Below are 13,399 nucleotides of genomic sequence, written 5' to 3'. Positions count from 1 at the left end.
GCTTTGGCCGGTGGGGTTCGCCCAGGTCAGCGTCAGCGGCGTCGTCGGCGTCAGCTTGGCGCCTGCCTGCGCGGTCCACACGGTGGTCGGGTTGGGAGCGGCGACGCCGCCCTCACCCACCCAGCCGACCTGCGCGAACTGCTGCGCGGGCGTGCCGGCGGGCGAGAAGATGCGCACCGGGCCGGAATTCTTCTCCACCGTCTCGCGGTGGCGGTTGAGCACGAGGTCGTCGACGATCGCGCCGGTCAGGTTGATCGAGCCCGAGAGGCCCGGCGCCGCGATCGGAACGCGGCCGCCCGAAGCCAGCGCGCTCTTGAGGTCCTGAGTCTCCAGCGCCACGTCGGCCGCGTCGCGCAGGCCGCCTTCGCGGGTGGGCTTGGTCGGGCTGGTCGCCTTTTCCGCGCCGCCCGCCGCGACGGTCTGCACCGGGGTCTTGGCCTGCGGGTAGAAGTAGCCGACCCCGGCCTCCCATCCGAACAGGACGAGCGCGGTCAGCACGACCGCGAGGATGATGTTGCGCTGCTTTTCCACGAAGGCTTGTTTCCTGCTCGTATTGCCGGTCCGCTGCGGCGGCTGGCCGCTGCGCTTCACTTCAAGGTCGTTCTATTTCAGTCCGGGACAGGATCGTGACCGTGCCCGCCCCACGGTTGGCAGCGCAATAGACGCCAGAGCGCCAGCCATCCACCCTTAATCGCACCGTGCCTGCGCACCGCCTCTATCGCGTATTGCGAGCACGACGGAGTGTAGCGGCAGGTCGGCGGCATGATCGCGGAAGGGCCGATCTGCCAGAGACGCGCGATGCCGATCAACAGCAGCCCGGGGACAGAGACGAGAAAGGCGCCCATCCGACTGGCCACCCGCTTGATCGGCGCGAGGTTCATTTCTTCGGCGGCCCGCGCCGGCGTCCGTGAGGCCGGGGCGAATCGCCCTTGCCCTCGCGCGCCCGGCCCAGCGCCGCGACCAGTTCGCTGCGCAGTGCCGCGAAGTCGCGCTCGATGCCGCCCTCGCGGCCGATCAGGACATGGTCGGTATCGGCAAGGCCGTGGTCGTGCAGCAGTTCGCGCAGCAGCGCCCGGAAGCGCCGCTTCATGCGGTTGCGCACGACGGCGTTGCCGATCTTCTTGGTGACCGTGATCCCGGCGCGCCGCCCCAGCCCCTCGTTCCGATTGGCGAGCAGCACGAACCCGGGCCGCGCGACTCGCAGGCCGCGATTGGCGGCGAGGAAGTCCGAACGGCGGGTCAGGATCGTGTAGGCGTCTGCCATGGCGGGAAGCTAGTGATCCTCCGAGGCGAATACCATCTTTTGACAGAGGCGATTCGCACCAAAGCAAAACGGCGCCAGTTGATACCTCCACCCGTCGGCGAAGGCATCAACTGGCGCCGCTTGGGCAGGGGACGAACCCCTGCCGTTACCGGCGAATCAGGCCGAGAGCTTCTTACGGCCGCGGGCGCGGCGTGCGCGAAGCACGTTGCGGCCACCGACGGTCGCACCGCGAGCGCGGAAGCCATGACGGCGGGCGCGAACAAGGCGGCTGGGCTGGAAAGTGCGCTTCATGTCAGTCCTCGAAATACCAACTTGGCCCCAAAGGACCTGAACAAAAAGGGCCGCCCGGACCGGACGACCGCTGAACTCTGGGGCGCCGATACTGAAGCGCCGCTCCAGAGTCAAGGCCGAGTACTCGCGAAGAAGCCGTCTTGAACGAAAGGCGCCCCGCCGCACCGGCCTTACCAAGCTGTTCCCGAATTACCAGTATGGCGGACCCGGCGTGGATCGGGAATCATGCGGCGCGAGATGCCTGCCACGCAGGCCCGCCAGTTGGGGAGCCGACGATGCAGGACGAAACAGGGGAGCGTTTCGGCGTGCTCGTCGGGTGGCAGTCGGCCGATCTGGGGGACCGCATGGTGCTGGAGATCCAGACCGTCGAACGCGCGACCTGGGAAAGCGGGGAAAAGCCGTTCCTCACCAAGATCATGATGACCAACAACCAGGCCACGGTCCTGGCGAACTACCTTCTGAAGGCCTCGGGATCGATGCCGCCGCCCCGCCGCCGCTGGATGGCCCGGCTGTTCGGGTGAGCCGGTCTACCCGGCGTTTTCGAGCGGGACCCACAGGCTCATCTCCGCGGCGCCGAACCAGCGCGCGGAGGAGAACGGGACCGAATTGGTCATGCCGTAGAAGGCCTCGGCCTCGATCGGGCTCATGCCCATCTGGCGGTAATAGTCGAGATAGCGGCGGTTCTCGGGCGCATTGACCGAATAGTCGCCTGGCTCCAGGCCGGTGTCGTCCTGCCAGGAATGGACCGCGAACTCGGCGCCCGCATCGACGTAGCGGTGCGCGCCGGCCAGGAACAGCTCGACCCCGCCCGATCGCACCGAACCGCCTGCCGGGACGTGCATCGCGATACCGCGTTCGCGGATCATGCGGCCGAGGCGCAGGTTGGCGAGGTCGTCCTCGGTGCCGGGGCAGTCGACCATCTCGATCGTGGCGATGCCGGGGTGGTCGCGCAGCATCGCCGCGAACAGCGCGGGGCTACGCCCGTCGGTGACGTCCACCAGGGCGGCGCGTCCGTCGTCGAGGATACGGAACGGCCCATACGCCGCCGCGCCCTCGGGGATCGCCGGGGGGGTGAAGGGCGCGGCGGACTCGAAAACCGGCACGGTAAAAAGGCTGCGCTCGCCACCGCTGTCGACGCGGTCGGCACCCACTTCGACGGTCTCGTACTCGATCACCTGCGCCGACAGGGGGGACACGGCGAACAGGCAGGCAAGGCCGAGGCATGCAATGAGCGAGCGCATGCCCGGAAGACTAGGGAAGCGCCCTTACCTGCGGCCTCACAAGTCCGGTTAAAACGCTGTAAGGTATAAAATACTCAATAGCGGACCGAAAAAGAGGCGTTACTAGATTGTTTCTGCTTCGAAGAATTACTTGGGTTAAAAGGGGAATTTCGTGGTCGCACTCGTATCGACCGTCGCGTACCTCGGACTCGAGGCGCGCGCCGTGGAGGTGCAGTGCCAGATCGCACCGGGCATTCCGGCCTTCGCGCTCGTCGGATTGCCCGACAAGGCAGTGGGCGAAAGCCGCCAGCGCGTCAGCGCCGCGCTCACCGCGATGGGCCTCGCCCTGCCGCCCAAGCGCATCACCATCAACCTTTCCCCGGCCGACCTGCCCAAGGAAGGCTCGCACTACGACCTGCCTGTCGCGCTGGCGCTGCTGGCGGCGATGGGCGTGGTCGACGCCGAGACGATCGCGGACTTCGTGGCGGTGGGCGAACTCGCGCTCGACGGGCGGGTGATCCCGTCGCCCGGCGTGCTCCTTGCCGCCCTCCACGCGCACGAGGCCGACAAGGGCCTGATCTGCCCGGCCGCACAGGGCTCGGAGGCCCGCTGGGCGAGCGGGGTGCCGGTGGTGGCCGCGCCCGAGCTCGTCAGCCTGCTCAACCACCTGAAAGGCACGCAGACCCTGCCCGTGCCCCAGCCCGGCAGCGTCGAGGCGCCCCGCCGGGGGCCGGACATGCGGCAGGTGAAGGGGCAGGAAGTCGCCCGCCGCGCGCTGGAGATCGCGGCCGCGGGCTCGCACAACCTGCTGATGGTCGGGCCGCCCGGCGCGGGCAAGTCGCTGCTCGCCTCGTGCCTGCCCGGCATCCTGCCGCAGCTGACGCCGGGCGAGGCGCTGGAAGTCTCGATGGTCGCCTCGGTCGCGGGGACGCTGGAGGGCGGGCGGATCAGCCGGGCGCGGCCCTACCGCTCGCCCCACCACTCGGCCTCGATCGCGGCGCTGACCGGCGGTGGGCTCAAGGTGCGGCCCGGAGAAGTGTCGATGGCGCACCTCGGCGTCCTGTTTCTCGACGAACTGCCGGAGTTCCAGCGCCAGGCGCTCGATTCGCTGCGCCAGCCGCTGGAAACCGGCGAAGTCACCGTCGCGCGCGCCAATGCGCACCTGACCTACCCGGCGCGTGTCCAGCTGATCGCGGCGATGAACCCGTGCCGCTGCGGCCACCTCGGCGATCCCGCGCTAGCCTGCAGCCGCGCCCCGCGCTGCGCGGCGGACTATCAGAGCAAGGTCAGCGGCCCGCTCCTCGACCGCATCGACCTGCACGTGGAGGTCGATCCCGTCCGCGCCGCCGACCTCGCCCTGCCCCCGCCGGCCGAGGGCAGCGAGGAAGTCGCGGCGCGGGTCGAAAGGGCGCGCGGCCTCCAGACCGCGCGGCTGGAAGGCGTGACGGCGCGCACCAACGCCGAACTCGACGGCGATCTCCTCGAACGTCACGCCACCCCGGACGAGGCCGGCCGCCGTCTCCTGCTGCAGGCGGCGGAGGCCATGCGCCTGTCCGCGCGCGGCTACACCCGTATCCTCAGGGTCGCGCGCACCATCGCGGACCTCGCCGGGGCGGAAACGGTCGGGCGCATCCACGTCGCAGAAGCGCTCAGCTACCGCCGGCAGGCGCCGCGGGCCTAGGAAGCCCCGCTACTCCTTCACATCCAGCTGCCGCAGCACTTCGGCCACCACCTTGGGCGCGCTCGAAAAGTCGAGGTGGCTGCAGCGGATCGCCACCGCGCGGTCGCGTTCGTGGGGCCAGCCGGCGGCGGCGCGGGGCTGGATGATGCCGTCGCGCGGGCTCCACAGGGCGACCGTGGGCACCGCCGGCTTGACTGAGAAGTCACAGTCGATCGGCGGCGCATCGACCGAGTGGCCGGTCACCATCTGGTAGGCCTTCCACGCATTGTTGGCGCGCGGATCGCCCGAGAAGGGGGTGCCCATGGTGATGACCTTGGCGACCATCCCGGGTTCGCGCCGCGCGATCTCGCGCGCGAACAGCCCGCCGAGGCTCCAGCCGACCAATGCAACCGGCGACCAGTTCTCCCGCGCGATCACGGCGACGCGGCGCATGAGGTACGAGAAGTTCCGCTCGTTGGGCCCGAAGTTGAAGCCGAGCCCCCAGTCCTGCACATGATGCCCGGCTGCCGAGAGCGCGTCGGCCATCGGCTGCATCCGGCGGGGGTGCGAGCCGAAGCCCGGCAGCAGCATCACCGGCATCGGCCGCACCGCGGGACGGACGGCCTGCCCGCGGTGCGCGCGCCGGTAGAGCGAGCGCAGTTCCGCCCACATCAGTTCGAGCGGGGGCTTCCTCACCCCTCCCGGATGTTGCTCTCGCGCGAAGGCCGCCCGCCGCGCGATGGCGTCGCGCAGGGATGCCGTCACCTCCCGCGAGGGGCCGGGAAACCGTTCCTGATCTTCGTTCAGCGGATCCATCGGCCGTCGCGCGTCGCTTTCGTCAGGAGCCCTTGCAGTCGCCAAGGCGCTTGGTGGTCATGTGCATCGTCATCTTCATCGTGCCCATCGGCGGCGGGCCGCCGGTGGTGTTCATGGCGACGGTGATGTCCGAACCGTCCTTGGCGACGGTGCCGTTCATCTTCATCGTCGCCTTGCCCTGCTGCTGGGACTGGCATTCCATCTGGGCATCGAGCGTGCCGCCATCAACGTCGAACTTGGAATAAGTGCACTGGTTGCCCTTGCCGACGTCGTTGAACATGTCCTTGAAGCCGCGTTCGGCGTCCGCCCTGGTCAGGCAGAAGGTGCCTTCCTGCGCCGCCTTCATCGCCGACTTCATCTGCTCGGCCGCCCCGGCGGGCATGCCCGGCACCTCGAGGCTGGTGATCTCCATGACCTGCCGGTACTCGCCGGGCTCGGGCCGCATGAGCTTGGCCGCTTCCTGCTTCACCTGCGCCACGGACTTGGGCGCGCCGTCCCTGGCATCATCCTTGGACCCGCAGCCAGCCAGCGCCAGCGCCGCGAGGCCAACCATGGCCGTGATCCTGAACCTGCCCGTCATCGCGCCAACCTTCTCGTTCATCACTATGGCCGAAGGGCTGACACCCCGCCGACCGCAGGTCAACGCTTTACGCCCGCTCCCTGTTGCCGCGACGCCGGACATACCCCATATGTTCCTCCATGGCAGAGATCATCATCCGTCGCGGCCTCGAAGAACCCGATACTTCGGACAACTTCGTTCCCCACAAGCCGCAGCGCCCCGACAAGTCGATGCCCGGCCGGCCCTTCCGCATCGCCTCCGACTACGAGCCCGCCGGCGACCAGCCCACCGCCATCGCCGAGCTGACCAGCGCCGCGCTCGACGGGGAGAAGACGCAGGTGCTGCTGGGCGTCACGGGCTCGGGCAAGACCTTCACCATGGCGAAGGTGATCGAGGAACTGCAGCGGCCCGCGCTCGTCCTCGCGCCCAACAAGATCCTCGCCGCCCAGCTCTACGCCGAGTTCCGCGACTTCTTCCCGGACAACGCGGTCGAGTATTTCGTCTCCTACTACGACTACTACCAGCCAGAGGCCTACGTGCCCCGGTCGGACACCTACATCGAGAAGGAAAGCTCGGTAAACGAGGCGATCGACCGGATGCGCCACTCGGCCACCCGCGCGCTGCTGGAGCGCGACGACGTGATCATCGTCGCCTCGGTCTCGTGCCTCTACGGCATCGGCTCGGTCGAGACCTATTCGGCGATGATCTTCGACCTGGAAGTCGGCAAGAGCCAGGACCAGACCGAGATCATCCGCAAGCTCGTCGCGCTGCAGTACAAGCGCAACGACGTCGCCTTCGCGCGCGGCAACTTCCGCGTGCGCGGCGACAGCCTCGAGCTGTTCCCCTCGCACCTCGAGGACATCGCCTGGCGCATCAGCTTCTTCGGCGACGAGATCGAATCGATCTCCGAGTTCGATCCGCTCACCGGCAAGAAGGGCGCCAGCCTCGACAAGATCCGCGTCTACGCCAACTCGCACTACGTCACCCCGGGCCCGACCATGCGCCAGGCGAGCGAGGCGATCCGCTTCGAGCTGACCGAGCGGCTGAAGGAACTGGAGATCGAGGGCAAGCTGCTGGAGGCGCAGCGCCTCGAACAGCGCACCAACTTCGACCTCGAGATGATCGCCGCCACCGGATCGTGCAACGGTATCGAGAACTACAGCAGGTTCCTCACCGGCCGCATTCCCGGCGAGCCGCCGCCGACCTTGTTCGAATACCTGCCCGACAACGCCCTGCTGTTCGTCGACGAAAGCCACCAGACGGTGCCTCAGATCGGCGCGATGTCGAAAGGCGATCACCGCCGCAAGATCACGCTCGCCGAGTACGGATTCCGCCTGCCGAGCTGCATCGACAACCGCCCGCTGCGCTTCAACGAGTGGGACGCGATGCGCCCGCAGACCTTCGCGGTGTCGGCCACGCCGGGCAACTGGGAGATGGAGCAGACCGGCGGCGTCTTCGCCGAGCAGGTCATCCGCCCGACCGGCCTGATCGACCCGCCGGTGGAAATCCGCCCGGTCGAGGACCAGGTGCAGGACTGCATCGTCGAGTGCAAGGCGGTCGCCGCCAAGGGCTACCGCACCCTCGTCACCACCCTCACCAAGCGCATGGCCGAGGACCTGACCGAGTTCATGCACGAGGCCGGCGTGCGCGTGCGCTACATGCACTCCGACGTCGAGACGCTCGAGCGTATCGAGCTGATCCGCGACTTGCGCATGGGCGTCTACGACGTGCTGATCGGCATCAACCTGCTGCGCGAGGGGCTCGACATTCCCGAGTGCGGGCTGGTGGCGATCCTCGACGCGGACAAGGAAGGCTTCCTGCGCTCCGAAACCTCGCTGATCCAGACCATCGGCCGCGCCGCGCGCAACGTCGACGGGCGGGTGATCCTCTACGCCGACCGCATGACCGGCTCGATGGAACGCGCGATCGCCGAGACCGACCGCCGGCGCACCCGGCAGGAGCAGTTCAACCTCGAAAACGGCATCACCCCGCAATCGATCAAGCGCCGCATCGCCGACATCGTCGCCGACACCGCGAGCCGCGACGGCGTACTCGTCGACATCGGCGACGATAGCCACAACAACCTCGTCGGCCACAACCTGCGCGGCTACATCGAAGACCTCGAAAAGCGCATGCGCACCGCCGCAGCCGACCTCGAGTTTGAGGAAGCCGGACGCCTTCGCGATGAAATCAGGCGGCTGGAAGCGACCGAACTGGGCCTTCCCGAAGCCGAGCACAAGGCGCCCAAGGTCGGCCGCTCGAACGAGGGCAAGCCCGGAACGCGCAAGATGCGGTACGGCAAGACGCAGCGGAAGTTCGGGAAGTAGGACGAAGTTGTGAGCCCGCATGTTCACAACAACCGTCCGTAGAACGCCGATTGCAGAAATCTAACTTCGTTCTCGTGTCGTAGGCGAGGTAACGAGGTTTCATGATCGGCAGTTTCAAGGACAAGCTGGCCGAGCAAGTTTGGCGGGGCCGGCGAAGTCGTAAACTCCCATCGGACATGCAGAACCGCGCCCTCGCAAAGCTCGCGCTGATAGATGCCGCCGAAATGCTCGACGATCTGAAGAACCCGCCGGGCAACCGGCTGCACGCCCTCACGGGAAGCCGAGCCGGGCAACATTCCGTTGCCATCAACATGCAATGGCGCATATGTTTTGTCTGGAAGGACGGACACGCACACGATGTCGAAATCGTCGACTACCACTGACGGAGACTGGCTGCACAACCCACATGCGGGAGAACTGCTCTGGTCCGAATTCATGGAACCGCTCGGCATCGATACGGCCGTGCTGGCCGCCGCCATTTCGGTCCCGCCGTCGCGTCTGGAAACTCTCATCGACGGCTCCGCGCGTATCGATGGTGAGCTGGACCTGCGGCTGTCTCGTTATTTCCGTATGTCCGAGGGCTTTTTTCTTCGCCTCCAGGATCAATACGAACTGCGGCGCGCGAGGCGTGCAATTGAAGGCGACCTCGAACGGATCACCCCTCGCGCTGCATGAAACCCGCGCAAGAACCGTCCGCCTGAGACAAAAAATGCCCGGAAACCTGCGTGCAGGCCCCGGGCAAGTTCTCCAGATAGGCCAAAGCCGATCCTTCGGGTCGCAGTCAGGTGATGCTTCAAGGCGCGCGGGATTGCATACCATGATCGTGGTATGTCTCGAATGAAGACCTCCACTTTCCATGAGCTTGCGTAAAGCTGGCGCTCGGTTCAGATTGCAGACTCCGGGGCGCAGTCGGGGGGACAGGTCCATTCGCGTTGAGGATGTTGGGGCACTGTTTGCCCGCGCCCCGTTCGAGGAATCGGGTTGGGACAGGGCACTCAAGGCGCTCGCCGGTGCGACCGGATCGTCGCGCGCGCAACTGCTCGCCCTGGGCGAGCGTCACACGCTGTTCAACTGGGTCACCGACATCCAGGAAGGCTACATCGAGGAATTCATCGAGATCGGAGGGCACCGCCCCGAGGTCAACTACCGCGTCGCCGCATCGCGCGGGCCGTTCGAGCTGGTCTGGGAGAAGCACTACGACGAAGTCCGGGCGGCGGCGACCAACGACGCCTACATCGAGCACATCCGCCGCTGGGACGCCGAACACGGTGCGCAGGTGATCCTGTCGGACCAGCCCGAGGTCTGCTTCGGCCTTGCCGCACTCCACTCCGAGAGCGACGGGCGCACCACCGAGCGCGACCGGCAGGCCCTGCTCACGGCCGCGCCGCATGTCATGGCGGCAATCCGGTTGCAGCGCGCGATCGAGCACCAGGGCGCCGACCTGCTGCGTGGCTCGCTCGAGGTGCTGCGCACGGCCGCCATCCTCATCGACGCAGTGGGCCGTGTCTGCGCGGTGACCGCCCCTGCGCAAGAGCTGCTCGGCCCCGATACGCTGCAGATCCGCGCCGGAGTGCTCCGGATGGTCCGGCCTGACCTCGACCGCGCCATGCAGATGCGCATCGGCCTCGCGCTCGCGACCCGGCAGGCGATGCCGTCGGAGACATGGCTGCAATCGCCGCGCGGACCGCTGCTGGTCGAAATCTGCGCACTGCCGGGGCAGGACTGGAACTTCGGCTTCGAACCCAGGGTGCTCGTCACGCTCAAGGCGCCGCTTGCCCTGTCCGGCGACCAGGGCGCACGCATCTCCGCTGCGCTCGGCCTGACGCCGGCCGAGGGCGAAATCGTCGCTTTGCTCGCGCAGGGCCATTCGCGCCGCGAGATCGCCAGGATGCGCGGCGTCAGCGACCAGACCGTCGCCAGCCAGCTGCGCACGATCTTCCAGAAGGCCGGCGTCAACCGCGAGGCCGAACTGGTCTCGATCGCCCGCGCCGTGGTGGAAATGACGAGCCGGTAGGCCGCCAACGGCCGTCGTCCCGGATCGGTCCGGGACGAAGGCCAACGTAGTCTCAGAGTTTGCCGAACTTCTTCTCGTAGGCGCCGGTATCGCCGCTCGACAGCAGCCTGGCCTGCTCGACCCAGTTGTCGCGGCGGGGGCGGCCGGCGAAGGCGCCGAGCCGGGTGTCGAGCTGGTCGAGGTCGGCGTCGGTCCAGCCGGCGATCTGGGCGTAGCTGGTGATGCCGAGCGCATGGAGCACCGTCAGCATCTTGGGGCCGAGGCCCTTGATCTTGCGCAGGTCGTCCGCCGGAACATCGCCGTCCGCCGTCTCCGAGATCGGCGGGGCGGGCGGCGCGGGGGTGGGATCGGGCTCGGCGGCGATGGTCTGCGGCGGTTCCGGCGCGTCGGCGGCGTCCGGAACCTTGGGCTCTGCCGCCTCGTCCTTGCGGGCGCGAGCCTCGTCGGCTTCCTCCTGCGCGGCGACGGCGATGAGTTCTCCGATGCCCGCCATCACGCCCGCCATCGGCGGCGGATCGAGGTGGACGGGTGCCTCGAATTTCGCGGCCGGAGGCGAATCGATCAGCGCCTGGTTGCGCTGCGCGGGCGCGGCGCCTTCGTCGAGCACGTCGGGCCGGGCCTCGCGCCGCGCCGGTTTCGAGCCGTGGACGAAGACCCAGTACGCGACGGCGATGCCGACCAGCAGCGCGGCGATGAAGATCAGCCAGTTGGCCTCGATCATTTGCAGCACGAATTCACCCCTTCCGGTTCCAAAGCAGCGCGCCGATGCCGAAGCCGATTCCGTAGGTCAGCAGCACCGAAACGGCCATCTCAAGCCATAGCGGCAAGGCGGGCTCCTTTCATAGATCGTAAAGTCACAAACGGCGCGCGCGTCACTGCGGCCCCGGCGTGTCGATCGGGGTCGGCTTGACCGGCGCCGAGAAGATCACCGAGAATTCGATGCGGCGGTTGGCCGGGTCGCGCGGGTCGAGCCCCTCGACCGGCTTGGCCGCCCCCAGCCCCGAGGCGCGCAGGCCGTCCGCGGGAATGCCGCGCGCCACCAGCGCCGAGCGGACCGCCTCGGCCCGGGCGAGCGAGAGCGCGACGTTGACCTTCGGGATACCGCCCGCATCGGTGTGGCCGGTGACCGCGATGAGGCTGCCGACGCAGGGCCGCAGCGACCGGGCCACCTCGTCGAGCAGGCGCCCACTGCTGGGGTCGAGCCGCGTGCTCGCCTCGCCGAAGCGGATGGTGCGGGTTTCCAGGATGCGCTCGACGTCGTCCTGGCAATGCGCGGAGGACGCCTGGGCGTCGCTTTCGCCCGCCCAGCTCACCCCGCCGATGCCGGGCACGTCTGAGACGGCGGCGGCGACGCGGGTGCGGGTGGCGGGGTCGAGCCCCTTGCCGCCCGAAAGCACCGGGTGCCGGGTCAGCCAGCCGTAGCGGTCGCGGAAGGCGAGGTTGACGTCCTTGCCCCCGGCGACGTCGCGCGCGGCGTAGGCCTGCTGCCTGAGATCGGCGATGAAGACCCCGCCGCGTGCCCGCGTGCAGGCGAAGGACAGGACGACGCAGAGCGCCGCTCCGGCGACGATCATGGAGGCGCGGCGGGGATTCATGGGGTGAGCCTAGGGCCTCGTGCCGGTGCTGTCAGCCCGGAAGTACAGCTTTTACGCGGGTTTGGCCTTCTGGAACAGGCGGCGGTCCTCGGGGCCGAACGCCTTTTTCCAGATCACCAGGAAGTAGGAGCCCAGGATCGCCGGGATGCCCAGCGACAGCGCCGCCCACTCGGGCAGGAACTGCTTGGTGAGGTAGCCGATCACGACCGCCGGGACTGCGGCCCAGATCAGCGCCCAGCGCCAGTTGTTGATCGGCTGGCCGAGGATGCGCGAAAGCATGATAGACTTGACGATCGAGGCGAGCCCCAGCGACACCATCAGCGCCACGGCGGCGGCGGCGGCCTGGTACAGCGAGTTGTAGCCCAGCCGCTGCATCAGCAGGATGCCGCCCAGCGTCAGCCCCGCCTGCAGGACGATCGTCGCCACCGAGACGACGAGGTTCTGCACCCGCGCGACGTAGACCAGCGCCGCCTCGCTCACCACGGCGGTGGCGGCGACGACTTCGGCGGCGAGCAGGAATGCAAGCGCCCCGGTGCCGGCCACGAACTCGCGGCCCACGAGGCCCATCACGCCCTCGCCCGGAATGCCCAGCGCAAGGGCGATGCCCGCCTGCGAGGCGGTGATCCAGAAGCCCACCTGGCAGACCTGCTTGGCGATCGCGCCGTAATCGCGCTCCTTGAGATTGCGGGTGATGACGGGGCCGAGCACGGGCTCGAAGCTGGTCTTGAGCTTCTGCGGCAGGCTCGCGACCTGCTGCGCGGCGTAGTAGATGCCGACCGCGGCGGGCGGAGCAAGGAAGCCCAGCAGGAAGATGTCGACGCGCCGGGTGCCCCATTCGATGGCGTCGGCCAGCGCGATCGGCAGCGAGTGCCAGGCCAGCTTGCGCATGCCCCGGGGGCGCGGGCGCCAGCCTCGCGGCACGCCGTATTCGCGGAAGAACGGGATGAACGCGGTCAGCGCGGCGGCGTAGATCGAGGCGATGTAGGCGATCGAGAGGCCGCTTTCGGGCGCGACCCATATCATCGCGCCGGCCATGATCGAGATCGTCCAGGGCTCGACGATGGCGCGCGACCAGACCGTCGGCGTCACCCGCAGGCGGTAGGCCAGCGCAGCGAGCCAGATCTCGGTCATCGTCATCGCCGGCAAGGCGAGCACCATGAGCCGGTCGATCCAGGTGTAATGCCCGCCCGGAAATAGCAGGACCGGCACGAACCAGAAGAACGCGGCGGCCGAGAAACTGGTGATGACCGCCAGCACCATGCCGTCAGCGATGACGTTGGCGGGATGGACCTGCCCTTCCGTCTCCGACAGGCGCTGCGCGAGACCGCGCTTCTCGCCCATGGTGCAGAGCATCGAGGTCAGCTCGATCAGCACGAGCGCCGAGGCGAAGCGGCCCAGCGCGGCCGGGCCATAGGCGGCAGCGCGCCCGGCGATGAACAGGAACGGGATGCGCGCGGCGAGGCGCAGGAAGAAACCGAACAGGTTCGTGCGCCCACCCTTGGCGAGCGCGGCGATGTCGTCGTGCTGGCGTTCCTCGCGCGTGGCCTGGTCTCTCGGCGTGACGGCGTCGCTCAAACGGTATGCTCCTGTTCGGAGCGCAGGGGGCGTGCGAGAAGGTCGCTGACGACGGCGCCGGCAGGCGCTTCGCCCGCC

Annotated in this window: 16 protein-coding genes; 6 read left to right on the top strand and 10 right to left on the bottom strand. The window is 68.3% G+C overall.

The window, feature by feature from the left end; genetic code table 11:
• The 4 genes from yidC to rpmH all read right to left on the bottom strand — a co-directional run.
• The coding region (yidC, locus tag PMI02_RS15005; protein WP_007684236.1) for a membrane protein insertase YidC at positions 1-531 on the bottom strand (531 nt) is incomplete at its 3' end.
• A 77-nt stretch (positions 532-608) separates the two neighbouring features.
• A complete protein-coding gene (gene yidD, locus PMI02_RS15000; protein ID WP_036504012.1) occupies positions 609-845 on the bottom strand; it encodes a membrane protein insertion efficiency factor YidD in 237 nt (78 codons plus the stop codon).
• Between the two features lie 32 nt (positions 846-877).
• Entirely contained in the window at positions 878-1,264 is a 387-nt protein-coding gene (gene rnpA, locus PMI02_RS14995) for a ribonuclease P protein component (protein WP_007684234.1), read from the bottom strand.
• 156 nt (positions 1,265-1,420) lie between these two features.
• On the bottom strand, positions 1,421-1,555 hold the full coding sequence (rpmH, locus tag PMI02_RS26450) for a 50S ribosomal protein L34 (protein ID WP_007684233.1): 135 nt from the start codon (positions 1,553-1,555) through the stop codon (positions 1,421-1,423).
• Between the two features lie 275 nt (positions 1,556-1,830).
• Here rpmH and PMI02_RS14990 point away from each other — a divergent pair, with 275 nt between their 5' ends.
• Positions 1,831-2,076, top strand: a complete 246-nt coding sequence (locus PMI02_RS14990; protein ID WP_007684232.1) for a hypothetical protein — start codon at positions 1,831-1,833, stop codon at positions 2,074-2,076.
• Positions 2,077-2,082: 6 nt separating this feature from the next.
• On the opposite strand, the gene PMI02_RS14985 is transcribed toward PMI02_RS14990, so the two are convergent.
• Positions 2,083-2,796 carry a hypothetical protein gene (locus PMI02_RS14985; protein ID WP_007684231.1) on the bottom strand — a complete coding sequence of 238 codons (714 nt, stop codon included), beginning with the start codon at positions 2,794-2,796 and terminating at the stop codon, positions 2,083-2,085.
• A 151-nt stretch (positions 2,797-2,947) separates the two neighbouring features.
• On the opposite strand from PMI02_RS14985, the gene PMI02_RS14980 reads away from it, so the two are divergent.
• Positions 2,948-4,456 carry a YifB family Mg chelatase-like AAA ATPase gene (locus tag PMI02_RS14980; RefSeq protein ID WP_007684229.1) on the top strand — a complete coding sequence of 503 codons (1,509 nt, stop codon included), beginning with the start codon at positions 2,948-2,950 and terminating at the stop codon, positions 4,454-4,456.
• Between the two features lie 9 nt (positions 4,457-4,465).
• On the opposite strand, the gene PMI02_RS14975 is transcribed toward PMI02_RS14980, so the two are convergent.
• On the bottom strand, positions 4,466-5,251 hold the full coding sequence (locus tag PMI02_RS14975) for a triacylglycerol lipase (RefSeq protein ID WP_007684227.1): 786 nt from the start codon (positions 5,249-5,251) through the stop codon (positions 4,466-4,468).
• A 22-nt stretch (positions 5,252-5,273) separates the two neighbouring features.
• On the bottom strand, positions 5,274-5,852 hold the full coding sequence (locus tag PMI02_RS14970) for a DUF3617 domain-containing protein (protein ID WP_238539084.1): 579 nt from the start codon (positions 5,850-5,852) through the stop codon (positions 5,274-5,276).
• Between the two features lie 98 nt (positions 5,853-5,950).
• On the opposite strand from PMI02_RS14970, the gene uvrB reads away from it, so the two are divergent.
• The 4 genes from uvrB to PMI02_RS14950 all read left to right on the top strand — a co-directional run bounded on the left by uvrB (position 5,951) and on the right by PMI02_RS14950 (position 10,151).
• Positions 5,951-8,137: an excinuclease ABC subunit UvrB gene (gene uvrB / locus PMI02_RS14965; protein WP_007684222.1), complete on the top strand. Its 2,187-nt coding sequence runs from the start codon at positions 5,951-5,953 to the stop codon at positions 8,135-8,137.
• A gap of 101 nt (positions 8,138-8,238) precedes the next feature.
• Positions 8,239-8,520 (top strand): type II toxin-antitoxin system RelE/ParE family toxin, encoded by a 282-nt coding sequence (locus tag PMI02_RS14960; RefSeq protein WP_007684220.1) that lies wholly within the window; start codon positions 8,239-8,241, stop codon positions 8,518-8,520.
• On the top strand, positions 8,495-8,812 hold the full coding sequence (locus PMI02_RS14955) for a HigA family addiction module antitoxin (protein WP_007684216.1): 318 nt from the start codon (positions 8,495-8,497) through the stop codon (positions 8,810-8,812). The genes PMI02_RS14960 and PMI02_RS14955 overlap by 26 nt, the downstream gene beginning before the upstream one ends.
• 214 nt (positions 8,813-9,026) lie before the next feature.
• Positions 9,027-10,151: a helix-turn-helix transcriptional regulator gene (locus PMI02_RS14950; RefSeq protein WP_238539083.1), complete on the top strand. Its 1,125-nt coding sequence runs from the start codon at positions 9,027-9,029 to the stop codon at positions 10,149-10,151.
• Between the two features lie 52 nt (positions 10,152-10,203).
• Here PMI02_RS14950 and PMI02_RS14945 read toward each other — a convergent pair whose 3' ends face one another.
• The 3 genes from PMI02_RS14945 to PMI02_RS14935 all read right to left on the bottom strand — a co-directional run bounded on the left by PMI02_RS14945 (position 10,204) and on the right by PMI02_RS14935 (position 13,321).
• Positions 10,204-10,872, bottom strand: coding sequence for a hypothetical protein (locus PMI02_RS14945; RefSeq protein WP_007684212.1), 669 nt, complete (start codon positions 10,870-10,872; stop codon positions 10,204-10,206).
• A 151-nt stretch (positions 10,873-11,023) separates the two neighbouring features.
• Positions 11,024-11,746, bottom strand: coding sequence for an OmpA family protein (locus PMI02_RS14940; protein WP_007684209.1), 723 nt, complete (start codon positions 11,744-11,746; stop codon positions 11,024-11,026).
• Between the two features lie 51 nt (positions 11,747-11,797).
• The gene (locus tag PMI02_RS14935; protein ID WP_007684207.1) at positions 11,798-13,321 is read right to left on the bottom strand and encodes a lipopolysaccharide biosynthesis protein; all 1,524 of its coding nucleotides are present in this window, start codon (positions 13,319-13,321) and stop codon (positions 11,798-11,800) included.
• Between the last annotated feature and the right edge of the window lie 78 nt (positions 13,322-13,399).

The organism is Novosphingobium sp. AP12 (assembly GCF_000281975.1).
In the GTDB taxonomy this organism is placed as follows: Bacteria; Pseudomonadota; Alphaproteobacteria; order Sphingomonadales; family Sphingomonadaceae; genus Novosphingobium.
The sequence above is the reverse complement of the archived record's forward strand: the minus strand, read 5'-3'. Positions and strand labels throughout refer to the sequence as shown.

Bases quoted from the DNA above. Each gene is read 5' to 3' on its own strand.
- yidD (WP_036504012.1), bottom strand. From the start codon at position 845: ATGGGCGCCTTTCTCGTCTCTGTCCCCGGGCTGCTGTTGATCGGCATC.
- rnpA (WP_007684234.1), bottom strand. From the start codon at position 1,264: ATGGCAGACGCCTACACGATCCTGACCCGCCGTTCGGACTTCCTCGCC.
- rpmH (WP_007684233.1), bottom strand. From the start codon at position 1,555: ATGAAGCGCACTTTCCAGCCCAGCCGCCTTGTTCGCGCCCGCCGTCAT.
- PMI02_RS14990 (WP_007684232.1), top strand. From the start codon at position 1,831: ATGCAGGACGAAACAGGGGAGCGTTTCGGCGTGCTCGTCGGGTGGCAG.
- PMI02_RS14985 (WP_007684231.1), bottom strand. From the start codon at position 2,796: ATGCGCTCGCTCATTGCATGCCTCGGCCTTGCCTGCCTGTTCGCCGTG.
- PMI02_RS14975 (WP_007684227.1), bottom strand. From the start codon at position 5,251: ATGGATCCGCTGAACGAAGATCAGGAACGGTTTCCCGGCCCCTCGCGG.
- PMI02_RS14970 (WP_238539084.1), bottom strand. From the start codon at position 5,852: ATGAACGAGAAGGTTGGCGCGATGACGGGCAGGTTCAGGATCACGGCC.
- uvrB (WP_007684222.1), top strand. From the start codon at position 5,951: ATGGCAGAGATCATCATCCGTCGCGGCCTCGAAGAACCCGATACTTCG.
- PMI02_RS14960 (WP_007684220.1), top strand. From the start codon at position 8,239: ATGATCGGCAGTTTCAAGGACAAGCTGGCCGAGCAAGTTTGGCGGGGC.
- PMI02_RS14955 (WP_007684216.1), top strand. From the start codon at position 8,495: ATGTCGAAATCGTCGACTACCACTGACGGAGACTGGCTGCACAACCCA.
- PMI02_RS14945 (WP_007684212.1), bottom strand. From the start codon at position 10,872: ATGATCGAGGCCAACTGGCTGATCTTCATCGCCGCGCTGCTGGTCGGC.
- PMI02_RS14940 (WP_007684209.1), bottom strand. From the start codon at position 11,746: ATGAATCCCCGCCGCGCCTCCATGATCGTCGCCGGAGCGGCGCTCTGC.